Below are 24047 nucleotides of genomic sequence, written 5' to 3' on the forward strand. Positions count from 1 at the left end.
CTCAGCAGCACCCCGCCGACGGAAGCGAGCGCTTGTTCCGGGCCTCCCTGCTGCGCGCGGCCAGCAGCTCGTCGGCGGGGTAGCCGACCTCCTCCAGGGTCAGCCCGTGCGGCCGTACGACGTGCACGGCGGAGTCCCGCACCCCCGCGGCCAGCACCTTTCCGGGCCACTCCGGCCCGCGGTGCCCGTCCCCGACGAACAGCAGCGCACCGATCAGCGAGCGCACCATGTTGTGGCAGAAGGCGTCGGCGCGCACGGTGGCGGTGACGATCCCGTCGGACCCGCGCACCAGGCTCAGCTCCTGAAGGGTCCGAATGGTCGTGGCCCCTTCCCTCTTCTTGCAGTACGCGGCGAAGTCGTGCTCGCCGACCAGCGCCCGCGCGGCCTCGTTCATGGCGTCCACGTCGAGGGGCCAGTCGTGCCAGAGGACGTGGTTGCGCAGCAGGGGGTCCACTCCCCCGGGGTTGTCCGTCACCCGGTAGGCGTAGCGCCGCCAGACCGCCGAGAAACGGGCGTTGAAGCCGCTGGGAGCCTCCCTGAGCGCCCATACCCGCACGTCCTTCGGCAGCCGCCCGGCGAGCCGCTTGAGCAGCTTCTCGTGGTGCTCCCGCCAGACCTCCTCGGGCAGATCGACGTGCGCCACCTGCCCGCGCGCGTGCACGCCGGCGTCGGTCCGTCCGGCCACGGTCAGGTCGTACGTCTCCTTCGACCGCGTCACCGTCCGCAGGGCGTCCTCGATCTCGCCCTGCACGGTCCGCCTGCCGCCGGCCTGCTTGGCCCAGCCGTGGAAGTCGGTGCCGTCGTAGGAGAGGTCGAGGCGGAGGCGTACGAAACCGGGCTGTACTTCTTCAGTCACACGCGAATTCTTTCAGGGCCGTGTCCGTTGAAAAAACGTGAAAGCGGGCCCGCCCCGAAGGGCGGACCCGCTTCCGGCGTCAGGCAGAGACTCAGGCCTCCGTCGACTCCTCGGCAGCGGCCTCCTCGGCCGGCGCCTCGGTGGTCTCCGCAGCCTTGGCCTCGTCGGCCTCCTTGACCGCACGCTTGGTGGCGGCCTCGGCCTCACCCACGGCCTTCTGCTGCACCGTCAGCGCCTCGACCAGCTCGATGACGGCCATGGGCGCGTTGTCGCCACGGCGGTTACCGATCTTGGTGATGCGGGTGTAGCCACCGGGACGGTTCTCGTACCGCGGGCCGATCTCGGTGAAGAGCGTGTGGACGACGCCCTTGTCCGTGATGACCTGGAGCACCTGACGGCGGTTGTGAAGGTCGCCCTTCTTCGCCTTGGTGATCAGACGCTCGGCGTACGGGCGCAGGCGGCGGGCCTTCGCCTCGGTGGTGGTGATACGGCCGTGCTCGAAGAGGCTCTTCGCCAGGTTCGCGAGGAGCAGCTTCTCGTGCGCGGCGCTGCCGCCCAGACGGGCACCCTTGGTGGGCTTCGGCATTGTTCTTCTCCTGTGTGTCTGCCCCGGCCGTGTCAGGTACCGGGGTCAGGAACCCGATGAGCGGATGCTCACCGGCTACGACCGATCAGTACTGCTCGGTCTCCACGAAACCCGCGTCCGCGTCGTCGTCGGCGCCGAAGGCGTCGGCAGCGGCCGTGGGGTCGAATCCGGGCGGGCTGTCCTTCAGGGCCAGGCCCATGCCGGCCAGCTTCGCCTTGACCTCGTCGATCGACTTCGCACCGAAGTTGCGGATGTCGAGGAGGTCGGCCTCGGAGCGGGCGACGAGCTCACCCACGGAGTGGATGCCCTCACGCTTGAGGCAGTTGTAGGAGCGGACCGTGAGCTCCAGCTCCTCGATCGGCAGCGCGAGGTCGGCGGCCAGGGCGGCGTCCGTGGGGGACGGGCCCATGTCGATGCCCTCGGCGTCGATGTTCAGCTCGCGGGCGAGACCGAACAGCTCGACCAGCGTCTTGCCGGCCGACGCCATGGCGTCACGCGGACGCATGGCCTGCTTGGTCTCGACGTCGACGATCAGCTTGTCGAAGTCGGTGCGCTGCTCGACACGCGTGGCCTCGACCTTGTACGTGACCTTGAGCACCGGCGAGTAGATGGAGTCGACCGGGATACGGCCGATCTCCTGGCCCACCTGCTTGTTCTGCACGGCGGAGACGTAACCGCGGCCACGCTCGACCGTCAGCTCCATCTCCAGCTTGCCCTTGCCGTTGAGCGTGGCGAGGACGAGGTCGGGGTTGTGCACCTCGACACCGGCCGGGGGCGCGATGTCGGCGGCGGTGACCAGACCCGGGCCCTGCTTGCGCAGGTACATCACGACCGGCTCGTCGTGCTCCGAGGAGACGACCAGCTGCTTGATGTTGAGGATCAGGTCGGTGACGTCCTCCTTCACACCCGGCACGGTGGTGAACTCGTGCAGGACACCGTCGATGCGGATGCTGGTGACAGCAGCGCCGGGGATCGACGACAGGAGGGTACGGCGCAGGGAGTTGCCGAGGGTGTAGCCGAAGCCCGGCTCCAGCGGCTCGATCACGAACCGGGAGCGGAACTCGTCGACGACCTCTTCGGTCAACGAGGGTCGCTGAGCGATCAGCATGTGTGGATCAGATCCTTCATTCGTGGACGCCCGCTATTTGACGTCCGACGGAAACCGCACCCCGTGAAAAGTGCGGGTACTGCAAGGGTACGGGCGGTACGACCCTTACGGAGCCGTACCGCCCGAACCCGACGAGCAGCCTGGCCTCAGACGCGGCGGCGCTTCGGCGGACGGCAGCCGTTGTGCGGGGTCGGGGTGACGTCCTGGATGGAGCCGACCTCGAGGCCCGTGGCCTGCAGGGAGCGGATCGCGGTCTCACGACCGGAACCCGGGCCCTTGACGAACACGTCGACCTTGCGCATGCCGTGCTCCTGCGCGCGGCGGGCAGCCGACTCGGCGGCCATCTGCGCGGCGAACGGCGTGGACTTCCGGGAGCCCTTGAAGCCGACGTGGCCGGCGGAGGCCCAGGAGATCACGTTGCCGGACGGATCCGTGATCGAGACGATCGTGTTGTTGAACGTGCTCTTGATGTGCGCGTGGCCGTGAGCGACGTTCTTCTTTTCCTTGCGGCGCACCTTCTTGGCAGCGCCCTGACGTCCCTTGGGGGGCATCTACTAACTCCTACGGGAGGTGGTCGGTCCTACAGCGAAGACCGTGGACAGGTGTCCGCTGCGGACTACTTCTTGCCCGGCTTCTTCTTGCCGGCGATGGCGCGACGCGGGCCCTTGCGGGTGCGGGCGTTGGTGCTGGTGCGCTGACCGCGGACGGGCAGACCGCGACGGTGACGCAGACCCTGGTAGCAGCCGATCTCGACCTTGCGGCGGATGTCGGCCTGGATCTCGCGACGGAGGTCACCCTCGGTCTTGATGTTGTTGTCGACGTACTCACGAATCGCGACGAGCTGCTCCTCGGAGAGGTCGCGAACGCGGGTGTTCGGGTCGACGCCGGTCGCAGCCAGCGTCTCCTTCGAGAGGGTCCGGCCGATGCCGAACACGTAGGTCAGGGCGACCTCCACGCGCTTTTCGCGCGGGATGTCAACACCGGAAACGCGTGCCATTCAATGGCTCCTGGTGATCTTCGGAGGTCTTCCGCAGAACCGGATCCCGGCCGCCGTACCAGGTACGAACCGGGTCCCCGGCCTCCGAACCGGGGGTGTCAAACCGCTTGCGACGGTTTGGGTCCTGCGTATGAACATATTCAGCTCGCGTCGCGCGAATCTCTGCGATAGAGGTGCAGAGGGTTACGGTCGTGCGTCAGCCCTGGCGCTGCTTGTGGCGCGGGTTCTCGCAGATGACCATGACCCGACCGTGACGGCGGATCACCCTGCACTTGTCGCAGATCTTCTTGACGCTCGGCTTGACCTTCATTGGATTGAGGTTCTCCGGGTCAGTGCCACCACCCCGCCGGAGCGGGATGCGGGCAAGATCTACTTGTACCGGTAGACGATCCGGCCACGCGTCAGGTCGTAAGGAGACAACTCCACCACGACCCGGTCGTCAGGGAGGATGCGGATGTAGTGCATACGCATCTTGCCGCTGATGTGTGCCAGGACCTGGTGGCCGTTCTGGAGCTCGACCTTGAACATCGCGTTCGGAAGAGACTCGACGACAGTGCCCTCGATCTCGATGGCACCTTGCTTCTTGGCCACGCTTCGCCCTTCGAATCGACTACCTTGATCGACTCACGAGGGGCATGCGGACATGCGGGTACACGAGAGCCGACGAGTCAGTCTACGTCGGCCCACCCGGAAACGCGAATCGAGGGAGTCTGCCCCATCAGGGTGATCCTTAAGCGAGCGGGCGCGCTCTAGGCGAGCGGGTCGGGCGCGGCCGTGATGCCGTACTCCGCCAGCTTGGCCTTGCCCCCGTCGGGAGCCGTCAGCACCAGCGGGCCCTGCTCGGTGAGCGCCACCGAGTGCTCCCAGTGCGAGGACCAGGTGCCGTCGGTCGTGATGACCGTCCAGTCGTCGGAGAGGACCTCGGTGCGCGGGGTGCCGAGGGAGACCATCGGCTCGATCGCGAGGCAGAAGCCGGGCACAAGCTTGGGGCCCTTGCCCCGGCGGCGGTCGACGTAGTTCAGCAGATGCGGGTCCATGTGCATCTCGGTGCCGATGCCGTGGCCGCCGTAGTCCTCGATGATCCCGTACTTGCCGCCGCCCGGCTTCGGCTGGCGGCGGATGTACGTCTCGATCGCGCGGGAGACGTCGACCAGCCGGTTGCCCTGCTTCATGGCCGCGATGCCGGCCCACATCGATTCCTCGGTCACCCGGGAGAGCTCGATCAGCTCCGGGGCATGACCGGAGCCCACGAACGCCGTGTAGGCCGCGTCGCCGTGCCAGCCGTCGACGATCGCGCCGCAGTCGATGGAGATGACGTCGCCGTCCTTGAGGACGACCTCGTCGGAGGGGATGCCGTGGACGACGACCTCGTTGACGGAGGTGCAGATCGTCGCGGGGAAGCCGCCGTAACCGAGGAAGTTCGACTTGGCGCCGTGCTCGGCGAGCACCTTGCGGGCGACCTCGTCCAGGTCCTTGGTGGAGGCGCCGGGCACCGCGGCCTCGCGGGTGGCCGCGTGGATGGCGGCGACGACCAGACCCGCCGCACGCATCTTCGCGATCTGCTCGGGCGTCTTGATCTGCACCATGGGGGCCTGCGCTCTCCGTCACTCACATCGGCTGGGACATCTGTACAACAGTACGGCCGCGGCACCCGGGGCGGGCACCGCGGCCGAAGGAGCCGGGCTGTTACTGCTCGGCCTTCTCGCGCTTGAGGGCCTCCAGCGCCCGCTGCGTGATCTCGTCCACGGGGCCCAGGGCGGAGATCGTCACGACCAGGCCCTGCGCCTTGTAGTAGTCGATGATCGGCTCGGTCTGCGTGTGGTAGACCTCGAGCCGCTTGCGGACGGTGTCCTCGGAGTCGTCGTCGCGCTGGTACAGCTCACCGCCGCAGACGTCGCACACGCCCTCCTTCTTCGGCGGGCTGTACGTCACGTGGAAGACGTGCGAGGACTCGTTGCGGCAGATGCGGCGGCCGGCGATGCGCTTGACGACCTCCGCCTCCGGGACCTCCAGGTCGAGGACGGCGTCCAGCTTGATGCCCTCGATCTCCAGGAGCTGGTCCAGCGCCTCGGCCTGCGACACGTTGCGCGGGAAGCCGTCCAGCAGGAAGCCCTTCTCGGCGTCCGGCTGCTCCATGCGGTCCTTGGCCATGGCGATCGTGACCTCGTCGGGGACGAGGTTGCCGGCGTCCATGTAGGACTTCGCGAGCTTGCCCAGCTCGGTCTGCTGGCTGATGTTGGCCCGGAACAGGTCGCCCGTGGAGATGTGCGGGATCGCCAGCTTCTCGGCGAGGCGGACGGCTTGCGTTCCCTTACCGGCACCCGGCGGCCCGACGAGGACGATACGCATCAGCGGAGGAACCCTTCGTAATTGCGCTGCTGGAGCTGGCTCTCGATCTGCTTCACCGTCTCGAGACCGACACCCACGATGATCAGGATGCTGGTACCACCGAACGGGAAGTTCTGGCTTGCCCCGAAGCCCACCAACGCCATTGTCGGTACGAGAGCGATCAGACCCAGATACAGCGAACCCGGCCAGGTGATCCGGTTGAGCACGTAGCTGAGGTACTCAGCGGTCGGTCGGCCAGCCCGGATGCCCGGGATGAAGCCACCATACTTCTTCATGTTGTCGGCGACTTCCTCGGGGTTGAAGGAGATCGCCACGTAGAAGAACGCAAAGAAAACGATCAGCAAGAAGTACGAAACGATGTAAATCGGGTGATCGCCCTTGGTCAGGTTCTGCTGGACCCACTGTGCCCAGCCCGACTTGTGCCCCGCGAACTGCGCGACCAGCGCCGGAATGTAGAGCAGCGACGAGGCGAAGATGACCGGAATCACACCGGCCTGGTTCACCTTGAGCGGGATGTAGGTGGACGTACCGCCGTAGGAACGACGGCCGATCATGCGCTTCGCGTACTGGACCGGGATGCGGCGCTGGGCCTGCTCGACGAACACGACGAGCCCGACCATGACCAGGCCGACCAGGATCACGGTGCCGAACTCGATCCAGCCGCCGGCCAGGGTGCCCTGCTTCTTGATCGCCCACAGCGCGGACGGGAAGGTCGCGGCGATCGAGATGAACATCAGGATCGACATGCCGTTGCCGATGCCGCGGTCGGTGATCAGCTCACCGAGCCACATCACCACGCACGTACCGGCCGTCATGCAGACGACCATCGTGATCGTGGTGAAGATCCCCTGGTCGGGGACGATCTGGTTCGCCACCGAGCAGGTGCCGAACAGAGCACCGCTGCGGGCAGTGGCCACCAGACCGGTGCCCTGGAGGATGGCCAGCGCCACGGTCAGGTAGCGGGTGTACTGCGTGATCTTGGCGGTGCCGGCCTGGCCCTCCTTCTTGAGGGCTTCCAGGCGCGGGATCACGACCGTCAGCAGCTGCAGGATGATGCTGGCCGTGATGTACGGCATGATCCCGAGCGCGAAGATCGTGATCTGCAGCAGCGCACCGCCACTGAACATGTTGACCAGTCCGAAGAGACCCTGGTTACCGGAGGCCTCGCGGACACACGTCTGCACGTTCCGGTAGTTGACGCCCGGGATCGGGATGTGGGTGCCGATCCGGTACACCACGATGATGGCCAGCGTGAACAGCAGCTTCTTGCGCAGGTCGGGCGTCCTGAACGCCCGGGCGAACGCGGTGAGCACGGTGCCTCCTGCGACCCCCGCGCAACTGCGTCAAGGGTGACGGTCTTGAGGTTCGACGGATACAGACGAATTACTAACGGTCAACTGCCGCTCAGGGTGCCCCATGGGGGGCATCCATTGAAAGTAGGCAGTGCTGGCTACCTTACCGGCGAGAGCACCGCCCTAGGAACGACCAACCGGGGATACCCCTTTTGTGGAGTATCCCCGGTCGGGATCGTTCACGTCATCGAGGGGCCTGAGGGACTCAGACCAGCTCGGTGACCGTACCGCCGGCGGCGGTGATCTTCTCCTTGGCGGAGCCGGAGACGGCGTCCACCGTCACCTGCAGCGCCACGGAGATCTCGCCCTGGCCGAGGACCTTGACGAGGCTGTTCTTGCGAACGGCACCCTTGGCCACCAGACCCTCGACGGTGACCTCGCCACCCTCGGGGTAGAGCGCGGCCAGCTTGTCGAGGTTCACGACCTGGTACTCGGTCTTGAACGGGTTCTTGAAGCCCTTCAGCTTCGGGAGGCGCATGTGCAGCGGCATCTGGCCACCCTCGAAGCGCTCCGGAACCTGGTAGCGGGCCTTGGTGCCCTTGGTACCACGACCGGCCGTCTTACCCTTCGACGCCTCACCACGACCGACACGGGTCTTGGCGGTCTTGGCGCCGGGGGCCGGACGGAGGTTGTGGATCTTCAGCGGGTTCTGCTCCGCCATGATCAGTCGACCTCCTCGACCGTCACGAGGTGGCGGACGGTGTGCACCATGCCGCGGAACTCGGGGCGGTCCTCCTTGACGACCACGGTGTTGATCCCCTTGAGACCAAGCGACCGCAGGGTGTCACGGTGGTTCTGCTTGCTGCCGATGTAGGACTTGACCTGCGTGATCTTGAGCTGCGCCATGATTACGCACCCGCCCCGGCACGCGCACGAAGGAGAGCCGCGGGAGCGACGTCCTCGAGCGGCAGACCACGGCGGGCCGCGATCTCCTCGGGACGCTGCAGACCCTTCAGGGCCTCCACGGTCGCGTGCACGATGTTGATCGCGTTGTCGGAGCCGAGCGACTTCGACAGCACGTCGTGGATACCGGCGCACTCGAGCACGGCACGCACCGGACCACCGGCGATAACACCGGTACCCGGGGACGCGGGCTTGAGCAGCACGACGCCGGCAGCCTTCTCACCCTGGATCGGGTGCGGGATGGTGCCCTGGATCCGGGGGACCTTGAAGAAGTGCTTCTTGGCCTCCTCAACGCCCTTGGCGATGGCGGCCGGCACCTCCTTGGCCTTGCCGTATCCGACACCCACGGTGCCGTCACCGTCGCCCACCACGACCAGCGCGGTGAAGCTGAAGCGACGACCACCCTTCACAACCTTGGCGACGCGGTTGATCGCGACGACGCGCTCAACGTACGCGGTCTTCTCGGCGGCAGCAGCGCCGCCGTCACGGCCCTTCCGGTCCCGCCGCTCGCCGCCACCGGCACCGCTTCCGCGGCGCTGGGGTCCAGCCATTGGATTACCTCTCTCTTTCCGCTAGCTACAAGCGGCTCAGAACTTGAGCCCGGCCTCGCGGGCGGCGTCCGCCAGGGCGGCGATGCGCCCGGCGTACTGGTTGCCACCACGGTCGAACACGACGGCCTCGACACCGGCGGCCTTGGCACGCTCGGCGACCAGGGCGCCGACCTGCTTGGCCTGCGCGGACTTGTCGGCCTCGCCGCCACGGATCGACGCGTCCAGAGTGGACGCCGACGCCAGCGTGTGGCCCTTCAGGTCGTCGATCACCTGCGCCACGATGTGGCGGTTGGAGCGGGTCACGACCAGACGGGGGCGCTCCGCCGTACCGGAGATCCGCTTGCGGATCCGGATGTGACGGCGCTTGATCGCGGCGCGCTTGTAGGCGTCGCCCTTGAGGATCTTCTGCCCGTATGCCATGGCTTACTTACCCGCCTTTCCGACCTTGCGGCGGATGACTTCGCCCTCGTACTTGACGCCCTTGGCCTTGTACGGGTCGGGCTTGCGCAGCTTGCGGATGTTGGCCGCAACCTCGCCGACCTTCTGCTTGTCGATGCCCTCGACCGAGAAACGGGTCGGGGACTCCACCTTGAAGGAGATGCCCTCGGGGGCCTCGACCAGGATCGGGTGGCTGTAACCGAGAGCGAACTCCAGGTTCGAACCCTTGGCGGTCACTCGGTAACCGACACCGCTGATTTCGAGCTTCTTCACGTAACCCTGGGTCACGCCGGTGATCATGTTCGCCACCAGCGTGCGGGAGAGGCCGTGCAGGGCCTTGCTCTGACGCTCGTCGTTCGGGCGGGTCACCTGCAGGGTGCCGTCCTCGCCCTTAGCGATGTCGATCGGAGCCGCGACGGTGTGGGTCAGCGAGCCCTTGGGGCCCTTGACCGCGACCGTACGGCCGTCGATGGTGACGTCCACGCCGGCGGGAACCGCGATGGGGAGCTTGCCGATGCGCGACATAGCTGTTTCCTCCGTTCCCTTCTGCTACCAGACGTAGGCGAGGACTTCCCCACCCACGCCCTTCTTGCCGGCCTGCTTGTCGGTGAGGAGCCCGTGCGACGTGGAGATGATCGCCACGCCGAGGCCGCCCAGCACCTTCGGCAGGTTGGTGGACTTCGCGTACACCCGGAGACCGGGCTTGGAGATCCGCTTGATGCCCGCGATGGAGCGCTCACGGTTCGGGCCGAACTTCAGCTCGAGAACGAGGTTCTTGCCGACCTCGGCGTCCTCGACCTTCCAGCCCGTGATGAAGCCCTCCTGCTGGAGGATCTCCGCGATGTGCGACTTGATCTTGGAGTGCGGCATCGACACCGAGTCGTGGTACGCCGAGTTCGCGTTCCGCAGACGCGTCAGCATGTCTGCGATCGGATCAGTCATGGTCATGAATTGGCCTTCGGCCTCTCTCGCCGGGGTTTCCTGGTGCGCCATCCCTCTCCCCGATCCGAGACGGGACGGGTGCGGCGCGGTGGACCTACGGCGTAGTAAGTCGTACGGGCGACTGTCAGGCGCCCAACCCTCCAAGCCTAAGCCATGAAGGGGTGGGCGCCTGACACGCCCATTGCTTACCGAGAGCTTCAGGAATCCCTAAAAGCGGGGATTACCAGGAGCTCTTGGTCACGCCCGGCAGCTCGCCACGGTGAGCCATCTCACGAAGGCACACGCGGCAGAGGCCGAACTTGCGGTACACGGAGTGCGGACGGCCGCAGCGCTGGCAGCGCGTGTAGCCACGCACACCGAACTTGGGCTTGCGAGCAGCCTTGGCAATCAGAGCCTTCTTCGCCATCTCGCTCACGCCTCCTTGAACGGGAAGCCGAGGTGACGAAGGAGCGCGCGGCCCTCAGCGTCGTTGGTCGCCGTGGTGACCACGGTGATGTCCATGCCCCGGGTACGGTCGATCTTGTCCTGGTCGATCTCGTGGAACATGACCTGCTCCGTGAGACCGAAGGTGTAGTTGCCACGGCCGTCGAACTGCTTGGGGGACAGGCCGCGGAAGTCGCGGATGCGCGGCAGCGCGAGCGACAGGGTGCGGTCCAGGAACTCCCACATGCGGTCGCCACGGAGCGTGACGTGGGCACCGATCGGCTGGCCCTCACGCAGCTTGAACTGCGCGATGGACTTGCGGGCCTTGGTGACGGCCGGCTTCTGACCGGTGATCGTGGTGAGGTCGCGGATGGCGCCCTCGATCAGCTTGGAGTCGCGGGCGGCGTCGCCCACACCCATGTTGACCACGATCTTCACGAGGCCGGGAACCTGCATGACGTTCTCGTACTTGAACTCGTCACGCAGCTTGCCCGCGATCTCCTCGCGGTACTTCTGCTTCAGACGCGGAGTGGTGGTGGTAGCCATCAGATGTCCTCACCCGTCCGCTTGGCAACGCGGATCTTGTTGCCTTCGTCGTCGAAGCGGTAGCCGACACGCGTGACGACCTTCTGGCCGTCCTTCTCCACGACGAGCTGAACGTTGCTCACGTGAATCGGGGCCTCGGTGGTCACGATGCCGCCGGCCTGGGAACCGCTGGCGGTCGGGCCGGCCTTGGTGTGCTTCTTGACCCGGTTGACACCCTCGACCAGGACGCGCTCGTCGCGCGGGTAAGCGGCAATGACCTTGCCCTGCTTGCCCTTGTCCTTGCCGGTGATGACCTGGACCAGGTCGCCCTTCTTGATCTTCATGCTTACAGCACCTCCGGCGCGAGCGAGATGATCTTCATGAACTTCTTCTCGCGCAGCTCACGGCCGACCGGGCCGAAGATGCGGGTGCCGCGAGGGTCGCCGTCGTTCTTCAGAATGACGGCGGCGTTCTCGTCGAAGCGGATGTACGAGCCGTCCGGACGGCGGCGCTCCTTGACGGTGCGAACGATGACCGCCTTGACGACGTCACCCTTCTTCACGTTGCCACCGGGGATCGCGTCCTTGACGGTGGCGACGATGACGTCACCGATGCCCGCGTAGCGGCGACCGGAGCCACCGAGCACACGGATGCAAAGGATCTCCTTCGCACCAGTGTTGTCGGCGACACGCAGTCGCGACTCCTGCTGGATCACGTCTATCTCCTGAATGTCTGCCGGTTCCCCGGGGGCCGCTCAACCGAGCGGGCCCCCGGAGCCTGGCGGAACTGTCCTGCGAGGGGCGCCCCGCAGGAGAATTACTTGGCCTTCTCGAGGATCTCGACGACGCGCCAGCGCTTCGTCGCGGACAGCGGCCGGGTCTCCATCAGGAGGACGCGGTCGCCGACACCCGCGGCGTTCTGCTCGTCGTGCGCCTTGAGCTTGTTGGTACGGCGGATGACCTTGCCGTACAGCGCGTGCTTGACGCGGTCCTCGACGGCGACGACGACGGTCTTGTCCATCTTGTCGCTGACGACCAGACCCTCACGGGTCTTGCGGAAACCGCGCGCCTCGGTGTTCTCAGTCACGTTCTTCTCGCTCATCAGGCGTTCTCCACCGTCTCGATGCCGAGCTCACGCTCACGCATGAGGGTGTAGATCCGGGCGATGTCCTTGCGGACCGCCTTGAGACGGCCGTGGTTCTCGAGCTGGCCCGTCGCCGCCTGGAAGCGGAGGTTGAACAGCTCTTCCTTGGCCTCGCGGAGCTTCGCCAGAAGCTCCTCGTTGCCCAGCTCGCGCAGCTCGGACGCCTTGGTACCGACCGACATCACGCTTCACCTGCCTCGCGCTTGACGATGCGGCACTTCATCGGCAGCTTGTGAGCCGCACGAGTGAGAGCCTCACGCGCAATCTTCTCGTTCGGGTAGGACAGCTCGAACATGACCCGTCCCGGGTGCACGTTCGCGATCCACCACTCCGGCGAACCCTTACCGGAACCCATGCGGGTCTCGGCCGGCTTCTTCGTGAGCGGGCGGTCCGGGTAGATGTTGATCCAGACCTTGCCGCCACGCTTGATGTGGCGGGTCATCGCGATACGAGCCGCCTCGATCTGGCGGTTGGTCACGTACGCCGGCGTGAGGGCCTGGATGCCGTACTCGCCGAACGCGACCGTGGTACCGCCCTTGGCCTCACCCCGACGCTTGGGGTGGTGCTGCTTGCGGTGCTTGACCCTACGAGGGATCAGCATGTCGGTCAGGCCTCCGTTCCGGTGCTCTCAGCCGGAGCGGCGGGGGCCTCGGCCTTGGGGGCCTCGGCGCCGGCAGCCTGCTGCGGCTTGCGACCGCGCCGCTCGCCACCGCGGCCACCACGGGCCGGGCGGTCGGCGCCACCGCGGGCCGGGCGGTTACCCGCACGGGCGGCAGCGTTCTCGGCGCGGACCTCGGCGATGTTCTTGACGTCGCCCTTGTAGATCCAGACCTTCACACCGATGCGGCCGAAGGTCGTCTTGGCCTCGAAGAAGCCGTAGTCCACGTTCGCGCGGAGCGTGTGCAGGGGCACACGGCCCTCGCGGTAGAACTCCGAGCGGGACATCTCGGCGCCGCCGAGACGGCCACCGCACTGGATCTTGATGCCCTTGGCGCCGGCCTTCATCGCCGACTGCATGCTCTTGCGCATGGCACGGCGGAAGGAAACGCGGGAGGACAGCTGCTCGGCGACGGCCTGGGCCACCAGCTGAGCGTCCGTCTCCGGGTTCTTGACCTCGAGGATGTTCAGCTGGACCTGCTTGCCGGTCAGCTTCTCCAGGTCACCGCGGATGCGGTCGGCCTCGGCGCCGCGGCGGCCGATGACGATGCCCGGGCGAGCGGTGTGGATGTCCACGCGGACGCGGTCACGGGTGCGCTCGATCTCAACCTTCGAGATACCGGCGCGCTCCATGCCGGACGTCATCATCCGACGGATGGCGACGTCTTCCTTGACGTAGTCCTTGTACAGCTTGTCGGCGTACCAACGCGACTTGAAGTCGGTCGTGACACCGAGCCGGAACCCATGCGGGTTTACCTTCTGGCCCATTACCGGGTTCCTTCCTTGCTGCTGACGACCACGGTGATGTGGCTGGTCCGCTTGCGGATCCGGTAGGCACGGCCCTGGGCACGCGGACGGAACCGCTTCAGGGTCGGACCCTCGTCGACGTACGCCTCGGAGATGTAGAGGCTGTCGGCGTCGGTGTGGTCGTAGTTGTGCGCGGCGTTGGCGATGGCGCTGTCGAGCACCTTGCCGACCGGCACGGAGGCTGCCTGCGGAGCGAATCGCAGAACAGCCTGGGCCTCCGTGGCGTCCATGCCACGGATGAGGTCCACCACGCGGCGGGCCTTCATGGGCGTGACGCGGATGTACCGCGCCTGGGCCCTGGCTTCCATGGTTGTCCCTTCAGTTACTTACGTGTCTGAATGCGATCCGCTACTAGCGGCGCTTCGACTTCCGGTCTTCCTTGACGTGACCCCGGAAGGTGCGCGTCGGCGAGAACTCGCCGAGCTTGTGGCCGACCATCGACTCGGTGACGAACACCGGGATGTGGGTCTTGCCGTTGTGCACCGCGAGCGTGTGGCCCAGCATGGCCGGGACGATCATCGAGCGGCGGGACCAGGTCTTGATGACGTTCTTGGTGCCGGCTTCGTTCTGGGCGTCCACCTTCTTGATCAGGTGGTCGTCGACGAAGGGCCCCTTCTTCAGGCTACGAGGCATCTCAACCCGTCCTTAGCGCTTCTTGTTCGTCTTGCGGCGGCGGACGATGTACTTGTTCGACGCCTTCTTGGGCGAACGAGTACGGCCTTCCTTCTTGCCCCACGGGGACACAGGGTGGCGACCACCGGAGGTCCGGCCCTCACCACCACCGTGCGGGTGGTCGACCGGGTTCATCACGACACCACGGACGGTCGGGCGAACGCCCAGCCACCGCTTGCGGCCGGCCTTGCCCCAGTTGATGTTGCTCTGCTCGGCGTTGCCGACCTCGCCCACAGTGGCGCGGCAGCGGACGTCGACCAGGCGGACCTCACCGGACGGCATGCGCAGGTGGGCGTAGGCGCCCTCCTTCGCGAGCAGCTGCACGGAGGCACCGGCCGAGCGGGCGAACTTGGCGCCGCCGCCCGGACGCAGCTCGATGGCGTGCAGGGTCGTACCGACCGGGATGTTGCGCAGGGCGAGGTTGTTGCCCGGCTTGATGTCGGCCCCGGGACCGTTCTCGATCCGGTCGCCCTGGTTCAGGCCACGCGGCGCGAGGATGTAGCGCTTCTCGCCGTCCGCGTAGTGCAGCAGCGCGATGCGAGCGGTGCGGTTGGGGTCGTACTCGATGTGCGCGACCTTCGCCGGCACGCCGTCCTTGTCGTGACGACGGAAGTCGATCACGCGGTAGGCGCGCTTGTGTCCGCCACCCTGGTGGCGAACGGTCACACGACCGGCGTTGTTACGGCCGCCCTTGCTGTGCAGGGGGCGGACCAGCGACTTCTCCGGCGTGGACCGCGTGACCTCGACGAAGTCGGCGACGCTGGCGCCACGACGGCCCGGCGTAGTCGGCTTGTACTTGCGGATTCCCATTTCTCAGTCCTCGTCCGATATCGGACGATCCGACCCGCTTACGCGGTCGGACCGCCGAAGATGTCGATACGGTCGCCCTCGGCGAGGGTCACGATCGCGCGCTTGGTCGCCGCGCGCTGGCCGAAGCCGGTGCGGGTCCGCTTGCGCTTGCCCTGGCGGTTGATCGTGTTGACCCCGGTGACCTTGACGTCGAAGACCGCCTGGACGGCCTGCTTGATCTGGGTCTTGTTGGCGTTCGGGTCGACGATGAACGTGTACTTGTTCTCGTCGAGAAGCGCGTAGCTCTTCTCGGAGACGACCGGCTTCAGCAGGACGTCACGGGGGTCCGTGTACGACTTGCTCAGCGGGGTCTCGACGGTGTTCTTGCCCTCGGCGGCGTGACGACGCGCCTTGGCGACGCGCGCGGCCTTGGCGGCCTTGGCGGCCTTCGAGGCGATGCTCGGGTGACGGATGGCCATCAGACCTCGCTCCCTTCGGTGTCGTTGGCCTTCGGGCCGGCGACGAAGGACTCGAAAGCGGCCTGGGTGAAGACCACGTCGTCCGAGACGAGAACGTCGTACGTGTTCAGCTGGCCCGGCTCCAGGATGTGGACCTGGGGCAGGTTGCGGGCGGACAGCCACGCGGCCTCGTCGGCGCGGTCGACGACCAGGAGCAGGTTCTTGCGCTCCGAGATCTTGCCGAACAGCGACTTGGCGGCCTTGGTGCTGGGGGTCTCGCCCTCGACCACGCCGGAGACGACGTGGATGCGGTTGTGACGCGCCCGGTCGGTGAGGGCACCGCGCAGGGCGGCGGCCTTCATCTTCTTCGGGGTGCGCTGCGAGTAGTCGCGCGGCACGGGACCGTGCACGACGCCACCACCGGCGAACTGCGGCGCGCGGGTCGAACCCTGGCGGGCGCGACCGGTGCCCTTCTGGCGGTACGGCTTCTTGCCGCCACCACGGACTTCACCGCGGGTCTTGGTCTTGTGCGTGCCCTGGCGGGCAGCGGCCAGCTGCGCGACGACGACCTGGTGGATCAGCGGAACGCTGACCTTGGCGTCGAAGATCTCCGCGGGGAGCTCGACGGAACCGGCCTTGTCGCCAGCCGGCGAAAGGATGTCAACAGTGCTCATCGGTTACCTCAGGCCCCCTTGGCCGCGGTGCGGACCAGGACGAGGCCGCCGTTCGGACCGGGAACCGCGCCCTTGATGAGCAGCAGACCCTTCTCCGCGTCAACGGCGTGGACGGTCAGGTTCTGGGTGGTGACCCGCTCGTTGCCCATGCGACCCGCCATGCGGAGGCCCTTGAACACGCGGCCCGGGGTGGCGCAGCCACCGATGGAACCGGGCGAGCGGTGCTTGCGCTGGGTGCCGTGTCCGGCGCCGAGGCCACGGAAGTTGTGGCGCTTCATGACACCGGCGAAGCCCTTGCCCTTGCTCTTGCCGGTCACGTCGACCTTGACACCGGCCTCGAACACCTCGGCGGTGATCTCCTGGCCGAGCGTGTACTCGGAGGCGTCCGCGGTGCGGATCTCGACGAGGTGGCGGCGCGGGGTGACGTCGGCCTTGGCGAAGTGGCCCTTGAGGGGCTTGTTCACCTTGCGCGGGTCGATCTCGCCGAAGGCGATCTGGACCGACTCGTAGCCGTCGACGTCGTTCGTACGGACCTGGGTGACGACGTTGGGGCCGGCCTTGACGACGGTGACCGGAACAACACGGTTGTTCTCGTCCCACACCTGCGTCATGCCGAGCTTCTCGCCCAGGATGCCCTTGATCTGCTTAGCCATTCTCAGCTCACCGACCCTCAGAGCTTGATCTCGATGTCGACACCGGCCGGAAGGTCGAGTCGCATCAGAGAGTCAACGGTCTTGGGGGTGGGGTCGAGAATGTCGATCAGGCGCTTGTGCGTGCGCATCTCGAAGTGCTCGCGCGAGTCCTTGTACTTGTGCGGCGACTTGATGACGCAGTACACGTTCTTCTCAGTGGGCAGCGGCACCGGGCCCGCGACCGACGCACCAGTGCGGGTCACCGTCTCGACGATCTTCTTCGCCGAGGAGTCGATGACCTCGTGGTCGTAGGCCTTGAGCCGGATGCGGATCTTCTGTCCCGCCATGGCTACTCAGTAGTCCTGTCTCTTCTCACGCTCTGGAACCCGGCGGATTCCTTCTGCTGCCGTCGTTTCTCCGACCCACGCGGTCGGGCGTGTCGCTCTTCCGCTGACACAGATGTCCCATCTCTCGAACATCCCTGCGGGGAATGCGACGGCCCTTCCGGAACCGCGGACCGGGGACCTCGGGCCCACCGGGCGCCTGGCCGGTGCCGCGCTCACACTTCCCGGAAGATTCCCGTACGTCCGCCCCAGTGCTGCCCGAGGGCAGTTAGGACGACGAGTACTGTGGGACTCGCTTCCGGTCCTCCCGGCGGGAGGCGCGCAGCATCAACACTCGACCGAGCAACTCGGACAGTCTGCCATATGGGGCGGGGCGGATGCCAATCGGGGCGGAGAGAATACCCCTGGGGTGGCGGGGGTCAAACCGGGGGCACGGGTCAGCAGCCGTACCGCGGCTGTGCGGGCCGGTTGCGGTCGGTCCGGGATCCGGATCTGCAGCGGGGCTGCAGCCCGGTCGGGTGGCCTCCGCGGCCACGTAGGCGTGAAAGGCCTGGTGGATGAAGGTGTACCCGTGAGTGCCGTCCTTCTGCTGGGCCATGAACACGACGGAGTCATCGCGGCACCTTGCGTACACCACGGCAAGCGCGGACGCATGGGCGCCGACCGTGTCGCGTCGACTCTCGGCCGGGATGCCGAGGCCGGTGGATGACTCCAGCCCGGCGAAGGCTCCGCTCAGGCCCTCCCTCAGAAGCAGCCGCGCCGCGACTCCACCGGCCGCCATGGCACAAGCGACAGTGAGGGTGACGCACCGCGTTCGGAGCCGAGCGCCTCAAGTCACCGCAGCTGGTCCAGGGCGTCGCTGCGGGCTGCGATCGCATTGTCGCGGGACTCCTCGCGGAGTGAGTTCTGCGTCCCACGCTCAAGCCGAAGCGCCTGGGCCCACAACCGGGTCATGTCCTGGCTCTGCGCTTCCATTTGTGTCAGTGAGTCCTGTTGTGTCAGTGAGTCCTGCGGGCCTGCATCTTTCAGCTCCCGTTTCCACGAGTACAGCAGGTGGCCGGCTGGATCCTCACGATAGGCGGGCGGCGCCTCCGCGTTCGCCGCAAGGCGCGCGTCAACGTCCGCGCCCCATTTCTGTCCCTCGGTTTGCCCCTTGTCCTGCGTGACCTTCTGGGCGACGCCGTCCAGGGAGCCGAGGATCCGACCGGCCAGTTTGGCGCGCAGGCCGAGCGTGACCTTGTCGGCGGTGCGAGGGGTCGCCGCGAAGTCGGCCGCGATGTGCCGGGTGGCGGCTTCGCGAACCGTGGCGTACGCGGCGGGGCTGTCCGACAGCCCCCGCAGGACGTGGATCAGGGAATCCAAGGAAACGGACATGTGCACGCCGGCCCGGTCCTGCCACGGGGAGGTCGACCGGGTGTCCGCGCGGATGTAGTCGACGTTCACGGACGTCAGGATCTGGTCCGTGTCGTCCGCATAGTCGGCCAGCGCTTCGGCGAAGGGGACGGCAAGCGCGGGGTCCATGCGTCGTGCCCCCGTACCGATCTTGTCGTCCATGGCCAGCAACAGATTCTGCATGGATCGCGCCTGCTGAAGGGAGTGCTTGCCCGACGAAGCACCCGTAGTGGCACGCTTCGCGGCCGCCCCCAGTTCTGAGCAGCTCAGATCACTCCGATACTGCTCTGCCAGCGCCGAGCGCACTCTCTTGTCACCCAGTAGCTCCTGACACATCCCGGAGTCTGCGGCCTGTCCCAGCCACAGCCAGCTCGCGATGCCACCGGCCATGGCCAGACAGACAACAGTAACCGTGATCTTCAGGCGGAGTCGGCGGGGGCTCGGCGCCGAGGGTGGCGACATGGCGGGGTGGCTGCTTTCTGTGGACACGGTCTCGGTCTGTCTCAGTTCGTGGTGTCGACCAGGTAATTCCTAGCGTTCGTGATTCCTCGGGTCTGGCCGGCCAGCGCCGCTGTGGTCAGGTTCTCGACCTTGTTCTTGTCGTCCGTGTCGTTCATGTCGATGTCCGGCCGCCCATCGGCCCACCCGTTGATCAGCAGCGGCAAATGCTTGTTCGCCGAAAGGAAGGTGTCGGCGACCTTGGCATTGGCCTCGGCGTCCGCACTGGCCTTCCACTCGTTGTCCATCTGCCAGGTCACCGTGTCCACGCCACGCTGCAAGGAGTCACCGTAGGCGATGGACGTTTCGCCGGCCGTGAAGTACAGCGGCGTCACCGCACCGCCGATCACGTGATAGGCGACCTTCGCCTTCCAGTCGGCGGCCGCATACTTGCTCATGCGGTCGTCGTTGATGACGTCCTCTTGGATGACACTGTAGGTTGCGCGCACCGTTCCGATGTTCTCGAACTTCGAGCTGACGTTCTGGTGAAGGACTCCGTGCGGCAGCTTGTCCAGTTCGTAGTTGATGTGCCGATCCTCGGCCTTCTGCAACGTCGCATAGGCATTGGGATCGTCCGAGAGACCGCGCATCACCTGCACAAGGGTCTTGGGATCAGTCGCCAGATGGATGTGGCCCGCCTTGTCGGTGAAGTAACCGTGTCCGTAGCTGACCGAGCCGTTGATGTCGCCGTACTTGATGTAGTCGGTGTCCACCCCGGCCAGGATCTGATGGGTGTCCGATGCGTACTCGCCCAGCGCGTCGGCGATCGGCTGCCGGAGATTCGTGGGCACGGACGTGCTCGTGTCGGAACTCGGCTTGAGCTGGTCAATGATGTCAGCCATGACACGGGTCTGTGCTGCGTTATGGCGCACCTCGGGCCACGGGTCCTGGCCTGCGGCGAGAGGAGGATGCCCGGTCGCCGCGGCTTCGAGCGCCGCACCCAGCCCCGTCCGGCTCAAGGGATCGTCAATGGTCGAAAAGCCCGTGCCGTCGAGTATGTCCTTCGGCCAGTCCCGGGCGTTGAGCAGGTAGTGCAGGTGATCATTGCCGACATGGTCGGCGCCGCTGCCGTTGCCAGCCGGATCGAAGAAGTGAGTCGCGGCATCGGGGTTGTTGCTCATCACGGCGAGGAGCCCGTCGAGGGCGTCGGCACGGACGCCGTCGTGGCCCGTTCCCCATCCGGTGAAGAGGCCCGCATGCTTCTTCTCGGCGCCGATCATGTCGTCGCCCATCTGGTACAGGAACTGGTCGTCGTACTTGGTGCCGCTCTGCTGCATCATGCCGACGACGGACTGGTAGCCGTACAGCGGATTCGACGTGGAGCCGTAGTTCTTTGTGCCGTACTTCTCCAGCCCCTGCATCCACTGGCGGTAGAAGGCACCGTCGGCACTGTCCAGCCATGCCTTGAACTTCGGTGATCCCGGCGGCATGTCGGCGACCGAGCCCGGCACCTGCGTGGCGTTGGCGACAGCGTCGGCCAGCCCGCCCTCCAGGTCCATGTACACGTTCTGGTGGCTCTTGTCGGACGAGTAGGCGAGATCGTTCAGCTCGTTGGTGAACTTGATCGTGTTGTCCGGCCCCAGGCCGTGCAGGAAGGTCTGGCTGAACGCCTTGTCGCCCTTGTTGTCCCGGAAGGCGCGGCGCAGCTCGGCCAGGTCGGCGGCGGAGACCTTGTCACCGTGTGCGACCCGCCGGGCGATGTCGTCCGCCTCCTGGGCCTCGTACTTCTCGATGTCGCCCTGCGCCTTGCCGTTGAAGCCGGGGACCGTGCCGTCGCCCATGTCGGGGCCTTTCACGACGGCGGCGAAGGCGACCTCGACGCCCTTGTCGGCGTCGTTCACGTCCTTCACGCACTTGTCGATGACGGCCTGCCAGGAGGCGACCGACTTACGGACGCTCTCCTGCGAGTCGGGGTCGTGCGCCAGTTCCTGCTTCTCGCCCTGGCTGAGCTTCTCGGTGTCGTACGAGACCACGCCCTGATCGGACACCTTCATGCCTGCGGCGATCGCGTCCTTCCGGGCCGACTCCAGCTTCTTGCGCAGGTCCACGAACTGGGTGTGCGCATCGCGGAGGAGCGAGGCGATCGCCTTGGCCTCGGTCTGGGCGCTCTGGTACTCCGTGAGCCTGACACCGAAGCGCGCGTTGGCGGCTTGCCGGCTCTCACCGGCGAAGGTCGGGCGCAGAGTGATGCCGTGCACGTCCCGCCGGTACGCGGTCTCCTGCTTGTTGAGCTCCTTCGCCATGCCGTCCCAGCGTTCGGCGGCCGTGGTGAGCGTGGACAGGTCGGTCGTCAGGATCTCGTGATAGGTCGGCATGGGTCCCCGTTGGTTCTGGTGGCGTGCGAGAGGCCTCGACTGTCTGTCAGTGACCCGGCGGCGGTGAGTAGGTGTCGAACACGGACACCTTGCGTGCCGTACCGCCCACTCCGGCGTCCGTACCGGTCAACAGGGTGTTGCTGTACCGGAGAGCCGATTCGTCTCCCGCCAGCCGGGTCAGGAAGTTCTGGACCTGTTCGCCCCAGATCTTGTGCGCCTTGCTCACGGCACTGGACGTGAGCCAGCCATGCCCGTCCTTCGCATCGAACGCCTTCACCACAGCGCCCGTCTCGTCGTCCGCCCACTTCCCCGCCGTTTTGGTGTGCGGTTCGATGTCGTTGTAGAGGGTGTCCGCTGCAGCCTTCTTCTCGTCCGGGGAGTGCGCGAGGTCGGGCCCGCTACCACTCGCTGATCCGCCACCGCCCGGACCGTCCGGCAAGTGGTTGAGCCGCATTCCCACGGCGTGTTCGCCGCCGCTTCCCGCCACGATGACCCCCGTCCACTGCTTCGACGTGACCACGTCACGCTAGCAAATGGCCCTGTTTTATCGGCGCGTTGAGCTGCGGCCTTGGCGTTTCCTTTACGGCAGCCTAGACGTTCCGTGAGGCGTACACGACGAAGCCGGTCCAGGTGGCCGGGGTGACGGCGAGCTGCGGGCCGTCGGTGTTCTTGGAGTCGCGGATGTGGATGGTGGTGGGGGTGGGGGCGACCTCGAGGCAGTCGTTTCCGTTGCTGCTGTCGCTGTAGCTGCTCTTGAACCAGTGGAGTTCCGGGGTGCTCATAGTTCTCCCAGCGCTTGCTCGATGAAGACCAGAGACTCCTCTGGCGTGAGTGCCTGAGCCCGGATGATGCCATAGCGCAGGTCGAGGAGGCGGAGCTGCCTCGGGGTCGAGACCGGGCGGCCCGAGAAGTCACCGTCGGTACGGCCCATCCCCGTACCGTCCGCGAACTTCAGCACTTGGATACGGCCCCCCGTTCCAGGGTGGTTCGCGCGGGCGGTCGGCATGACCTGAAGCTCCACGAACGGCAACCGGGCCACCTCCAGCATGTGTTCGAGCTGTCGGCGCAACACCATTGTGTCCCCGACAGGGCGGCGGAGCGTCACCTCTTCCTGGACAAAGCTGAACTCCGGTGCAGGCGAGCGCTCGAAGACGGCCTTCCTGGCCATCCGCGCGGCCACCATGCGCTCCAGCTCGTCCGGCGAGTAAGCCGGACGCCAGGTGCGAAGCAGCGCTCGCGCGTACTCCTCCGTCTGCAACAGGCCATGGATGTTGTGGCTGCCGTACAGCAACATCTCCACCGCCCGCCCCTCCAACTCCGCCAGCTCGCGCACCTTCTTCGGGTACCGCGCCTTCCGCATGTCCTCCATGAAGGCCCTCAGATGCCCCCGCGCCTTCAGGATCTGGTCCGCCCTGTCCAGCAGCTCAGGCCGGGGAATCCGCACGCCGCGCTCGGTCTTGCGGATCATGTCCTCGCCGTAGCCCAGGGCCTCGGCCAGCTCGGCCGCGCTCAGCCCGGCCGCCTCCCGGCACATCCTGAGCAGGCGCCCCACCGCCTGGACCACCGGCTCGATCTCATCACCCGGCTCGACGTCCCAACCCGCCTCGTCCGCACCGTCACCCATCGCCCCTCCTCCGACGCGCACCTGTACTCGTACAACGCCCGAGACAGGCGAGACAGCCGGGACAAAGCCGGGACAGTCACCGTACGTGCAGGCGTTGTCACTCACCCAAGGAAACACATCAGGACACTCTGAGTGACATGAATCAAGAAACCGCCGAGAGCGCAGAGCCCCCGGCAGAACTCACCAGCCCCATTCCCAACTTCACGGTTCTCCTGTCCCCTACGCGTCGCGGCGCCCGCCTGGCCCGCCTCCTGGCCGCAGAGCAACTGCGCACCTGGGGACTCCCGTTGGACGCTGCCGCGCACATCGTGGCCGAGCTGGTGGCCAACGCCGCGACCCACGGCCGCGTTCCGGGGCGGAACTTCCGGCTCACGCTCTACGTCGTCGGCGGCACGCTCCGTATCGAAGTGACCGACACGCGCGGTGACCGCCTGCCCGGGATGCGACGTCCGGATGCCGAGGAGGACTCGGGCCGGGGCCTGGTCCTCGTGGACGCGTTGGCCGACCGCTGGGGTGTCTCGACGGGCCGGACTCCGCGCAAGACCGTATGGGCCGAGATCACCCTGCCACAGGAGCCTTCGCCGGAACGACGTGATGGTTCAGGCAGCCGAATTCCTTCGCCACCACCTGCGCGGAGTGCAGGAGGAACTGCAGGTGGGGCTCGGTTCCGGTGTTCCGGGTGAGGGTGTCGGTCATGGAGCCGGCGAGCGGCACCCCCGTCTCCTGGGCCGCGGGTGTGCCGGGTGTCCGGCACTTGACGTAGACCGAGTAGTCGTAGCTGCCGTTGTCCTTCCGCACCACCAGTTCGGCGTCGGAGTTGACGCGGACCAGCTTTTCCTCGTCGTACACGTCGGATTTCTCGCCGAACGGTGAACCGAAGAGGAAGACGGACGCGCCGTAGCTGATCGACAGGCGGCTCGTGCGCCGTTGCCGGCCCCGGTACGCGACCCGGCACAGCTCAGCGGGCATGAAAGAGGGGGTCGCCTTGCTCGTGGGGTTCCACGACCGGGCG

Annotated in this window: 37 protein-coding genes; 1 reads left to right on the plus strand and 36 read right to left on the minus strand. The window is 66.6% G+C overall.

The features are described from left to right. Nucleotide 1 precedes the first annotated feature (1 nt). The 36 genes from truA to LMU33_RS17050 form a co-directional block, all read right to left on the minus strand. Nucleotides 2-856 carry a tRNA pseudouridine(38-40) synthase TruA gene (gene truA, locus LMU33_RS16875; protein ID WP_228621213.1) on the minus strand — a complete coding sequence of 285 codons (855 nt, stop codon included), beginning with the start codon at nt 854-856 and terminating at the stop codon, nt 2-4. A 91-nt stretch (nt 857-947) separates the two neighbouring features. After that, nucleotides 948-1442 (minus strand): 50S ribosomal protein L17, encoded by a 495-nt coding sequence (rplQ, locus tag LMU33_RS16880; protein ID WP_228621214.1) that lies wholly within the window; start codon nt 1440-1442, stop codon nt 948-950. 85 nt (nt 1443-1527) lie between these two features. After that, nucleotides 1528-2550, minus strand: a complete 1023-nt coding sequence (locus tag LMU33_RS16885; protein ID WP_003966937.1) for a DNA-directed RNA polymerase subunit alpha — start codon at nt 2548-2550, stop codon at nt 1528-1530. Nucleotides 2551-2696: 146 nt separating this feature from the next. Next, complete coding sequence (rpsK, locus tag LMU33_RS16890; RefSeq protein WP_003956432.1) at nt 2697-3101, minus strand: 30S ribosomal protein S11; 405 nt, start codon at nt 3099-3101, stop codon at nt 2697-2699. A gap of 65 nt (nt 3102-3166) precedes the next feature. Then, complete coding sequence (gene rpsM, locus LMU33_RS16895; protein ID WP_009300593.1) at nt 3167-3547, minus strand: 30S ribosomal protein S13; 381 nt, start codon at nt 3545-3547, stop codon at nt 3167-3169. Nucleotides 3548-3743: 196 nt separating this feature from the next. Further along, a complete protein-coding gene (gene rpmJ / locus LMU33_RS16900; protein WP_003998809.1) occupies nt 3744-3857 on the minus strand; it encodes a 50S ribosomal protein L36 in 114 nt (37 codons plus the stop codon). 59 nt (nt 3858-3916) lie between these two features. Then, entirely contained in the window at nt 3917-4138 is a 222-nt protein-coding gene (infA, locus tag LMU33_RS16905) for a translation initiation factor IF-1 (protein ID WP_003948620.1), read from the minus strand. A gap of 158 nt (nt 4139-4296) precedes the next feature. Further along, nucleotides 4297-5133, minus strand: coding sequence for a type I methionyl aminopeptidase (gene map / locus LMU33_RS16910; RefSeq protein ID WP_228621215.1), 837 nt, complete (start codon nt 5131-5133; stop codon nt 4297-4299). Between the two features lie 100 nt (nt 5134-5233). Then, complete coding sequence (locus LMU33_RS16915; RefSeq protein WP_228621216.1) at nt 5234-5896, minus strand: adenylate kinase; 663 nt, start codon at nt 5894-5896, stop codon at nt 5234-5236. Next, nucleotides 5896-7209 (minus strand): preprotein translocase subunit SecY, encoded by a 1314-nt coding sequence (gene secY, locus LMU33_RS16920; protein WP_228621217.1) that lies wholly within the window; start codon nt 7207-7209, stop codon nt 5896-5898. Before secY ends, LMU33_RS16915 begins: the two co-directional genes overlap by 1 nt. 244 nt (nt 7210-7453) lie before the next feature. Beyond that, a complete protein-coding gene (gene rplO, locus LMU33_RS16925; protein ID WP_014674382.1) occupies nt 7454-7909 on the minus strand; it encodes a 50S ribosomal protein L15 in 456 nt (151 codons plus the stop codon). A gap of 2 nt (nt 7910-7911) precedes the next feature. Then, a complete protein-coding gene (rpmD, locus tag LMU33_RS16930) occupies nt 7912-8094 on the minus strand; it encodes a 50S ribosomal protein L30 (RefSeq protein WP_003998814.1) in 183 nt (60 codons plus the stop codon). 2 nt (nt 8095-8096) lie between these two features. Then, nucleotides 8097-8702, minus strand: coding sequence for a 30S ribosomal protein S5 (gene rpsE, locus LMU33_RS16935; RefSeq protein ID WP_019753099.1), 606 nt, complete (start codon nt 8700-8702; stop codon nt 8097-8099). A gap of 36 nt (nt 8703-8738) precedes the next feature. Beyond that, complete coding sequence (gene rplR, locus LMU33_RS16940) at nt 8739-9122, minus strand: 50S ribosomal protein L18 (protein ID WP_014674380.1); 384 nt, start codon at nt 9120-9122, stop codon at nt 8739-8741. A gap of 3 nt (nt 9123-9125) precedes the next feature. Then, complete coding sequence (gene rplF / locus LMU33_RS16945) at nt 9126-9665, minus strand: 50S ribosomal protein L6 (protein ID WP_228621218.1); 540 nt, start codon at nt 9663-9665, stop codon at nt 9126-9128. 24 nt (nt 9666-9689) lie between these two features. Beyond that, nucleotides 9690-10088, minus strand: a complete 399-nt coding sequence (rpsH, locus tag LMU33_RS16950) for a 30S ribosomal protein S8 (RefSeq protein ID WP_014674378.1) — start codon at nt 10086-10088, stop codon at nt 9690-9692. Between the two features lie 214 nt (nt 10089-10302). Continuing rightward, nucleotides 10303-10488 (minus strand): type Z 30S ribosomal protein S14, encoded by a 186-nt coding sequence (locus tag LMU33_RS16955; protein ID WP_003948630.1) that lies wholly within the window; start codon nt 10486-10488, stop codon nt 10303-10305. A 5-nt stretch (nt 10489-10493) separates the two neighbouring features. After that, on the minus strand, nt 10494-11051 hold the full coding sequence (rplE, locus tag LMU33_RS16960) for a 50S ribosomal protein L5 (RefSeq protein ID WP_061920719.1): 558 nt from the start codon (nt 11049-11051) through the stop codon (nt 10494-10496). Next, nucleotides 11051-11374: a 50S ribosomal protein L24 gene (gene rplX, locus LMU33_RS16965; protein ID WP_133043289.1), complete on the minus strand. Its 324-nt coding sequence runs from the start codon at nt 11372-11374 to the stop codon at nt 11051-11053. Before rplX ends, rplE begins: the two co-directional genes overlap by 1 nt. Nucleotides 11375-11376: 2 nt before the next feature. Continuing rightward, complete coding sequence (gene rplN, locus LMU33_RS16970) at nt 11377-11745, minus strand: 50S ribosomal protein L14 (RefSeq protein WP_003998823.1); 369 nt, start codon at nt 11743-11745, stop codon at nt 11377-11379. A 101-nt stretch (nt 11746-11846) separates the two neighbouring features. Then, nucleotides 11847-12131 carry a 30S ribosomal protein S17 gene (rpsQ, locus tag LMU33_RS16975; RefSeq protein WP_153539280.1) on the minus strand — a complete coding sequence of 95 codons (285 nt, stop codon included), beginning with the start codon at nt 12129-12131 and terminating at the stop codon, nt 11847-11849. Further along, complete coding sequence (gene rpmC, locus LMU33_RS16980) at nt 12131-12355, minus strand: 50S ribosomal protein L29 (protein ID WP_023547377.1); 225 nt, start codon at nt 12353-12355, stop codon at nt 12131-12133. Before rpmC ends, rpsQ begins: the two co-directional genes overlap by 1 nt. Next, a complete protein-coding gene (gene rplP / locus LMU33_RS16985) occupies nt 12355-12774 on the minus strand; it encodes a 50S ribosomal protein L16 (protein ID WP_030788270.1) in 420 nt (139 codons plus the stop codon). The genes rpmC and rplP overlap by 1 nt, the downstream gene beginning before the upstream one ends. Nucleotides 12775-12779: 5 nt before the next feature. Continuing rightward, nucleotides 12780-13598 carry a 30S ribosomal protein S3 gene (gene rpsC, locus LMU33_RS16990; protein WP_055706471.1) on the minus strand — a complete coding sequence of 273 codons (819 nt, stop codon included), beginning with the start codon at nt 13596-13598 and terminating at the stop codon, nt 12780-12782. Next, a complete protein-coding gene (gene rplV / locus LMU33_RS16995) occupies nt 13598-13945 on the minus strand; it encodes a 50S ribosomal protein L22 (RefSeq protein ID WP_019329637.1) in 348 nt (115 codons plus the stop codon). The genes rpsC and rplV overlap by 1 nt, the downstream gene beginning before the upstream one ends. 43 nt (nt 13946-13988) lie before the next feature. Beyond that, nucleotides 13989-14270, minus strand: a complete 282-nt coding sequence (gene rpsS / locus LMU33_RS17000) for a 30S ribosomal protein S19 (RefSeq protein WP_023547380.1) — start codon at nt 14268-14270, stop codon at nt 13989-13991. A gap of 12 nt (nt 14271-14282) precedes the next feature. After that, on the minus strand, nt 14283-15119 hold the full coding sequence (gene rplB / locus LMU33_RS17005; RefSeq protein WP_228621219.1) for a 50S ribosomal protein L2: 837 nt from the start codon (nt 15117-15119) through the stop codon (nt 14283-14285). A 38-nt stretch (nt 15120-15157) separates the two neighbouring features. Further along, nucleotides 15158-15577, minus strand: coding sequence for a 50S ribosomal protein L23 (gene rplW, locus LMU33_RS17010; protein ID WP_228621220.1), 420 nt, complete (start codon nt 15575-15577; stop codon nt 15158-15160). Next, nucleotides 15577-16230, minus strand: coding sequence for a 50S ribosomal protein L4 (rplD, locus tag LMU33_RS17015; RefSeq protein WP_030641187.1), 654 nt, complete (start codon nt 16228-16230; stop codon nt 15577-15579). The genes rplW and rplD overlap by 1 nt, the downstream gene beginning before the upstream one ends. Nucleotides 16231-16238: 8 nt before the next feature. Beyond that, nucleotides 16239-16883, minus strand: a complete 645-nt coding sequence (rplC, locus tag LMU33_RS17020; RefSeq protein WP_014674369.1) for a 50S ribosomal protein L3 — start codon at nt 16881-16883, stop codon at nt 16239-16241. Between the two features lie 17 nt (nt 16884-16900). After that, on the minus strand, nt 16901-17209 hold the full coding sequence (rpsJ, locus tag LMU33_RS17025) for a 30S ribosomal protein S10 (protein WP_003948644.1): 309 nt from the start codon (nt 17207-17209) through the stop codon (nt 16901-16903). 831 nt (nt 17210-18040) lie between these two features. Then, nucleotides 18041-18988 carry a hypothetical protein gene (locus LMU33_RS17030; RefSeq protein WP_228621221.1) on the minus strand — a complete coding sequence of 316 codons (948 nt, stop codon included), beginning with the start codon at nt 18986-18988 and terminating at the stop codon, nt 18041-18043. A gap of 113 nt (nt 18989-19101) precedes the next feature. Next, entirely contained in the window at nt 19102-21411 is a 2310-nt protein-coding gene (locus tag LMU33_RS17035) for a DUF6571 family protein (protein ID WP_228621222.1), read from the minus strand. 46 nt (nt 21412-21457) lie between these two features. Then, entirely contained in the window at nt 21458-21931 is a 474-nt protein-coding gene (locus LMU33_RS17040; RefSeq protein ID WP_228621223.1) for a hypothetical protein, read from the minus strand. Nucleotides 21932-22001: 70 nt separating this feature from the next. Further along, nucleotides 22002-22193, minus strand: a complete 192-nt coding sequence (locus tag LMU33_RS17045) for a DUF397 domain-containing protein (protein ID WP_228621224.1) — start codon at nt 22191-22193, stop codon at nt 22002-22004. Beyond that, the gene (locus LMU33_RS17050) at nt 22190-23035 is read right to left on the minus strand and encodes a helix-turn-helix domain-containing protein (protein WP_228621225.1); all 846 of its coding nucleotides are present in this window, start codon (nt 23033-23035) and stop codon (nt 22190-22192) included. Before LMU33_RS17050 ends, LMU33_RS17045 begins: the two co-directional genes overlap by 4 nt. 137 nt (nt 23036-23172) lie before the next feature. Here LMU33_RS17050 and LMU33_RS17055 point away from each other — a divergent pair, with 137 nt between their 5' ends. After that, nucleotides 23173-23718, plus strand: a complete 546-nt coding sequence (locus tag LMU33_RS17055) for an ATP-binding protein (protein ID WP_228621226.1) — start codon at nt 23173-23175, stop codon at nt 23716-23718. The last annotated feature ends 329 nt before the right edge of the window (nt 23719-24047 follow it).

It is taken from the genome of Streptomyces barringtoniae, assembly GCF_020819595.1.
GTDB classification, from domain to species: domain Bacteria; phylum Actinomycetota; class Actinomycetes; order Streptomycetales; family Streptomycetaceae; genus Streptomyces; species Streptomyces barringtoniae.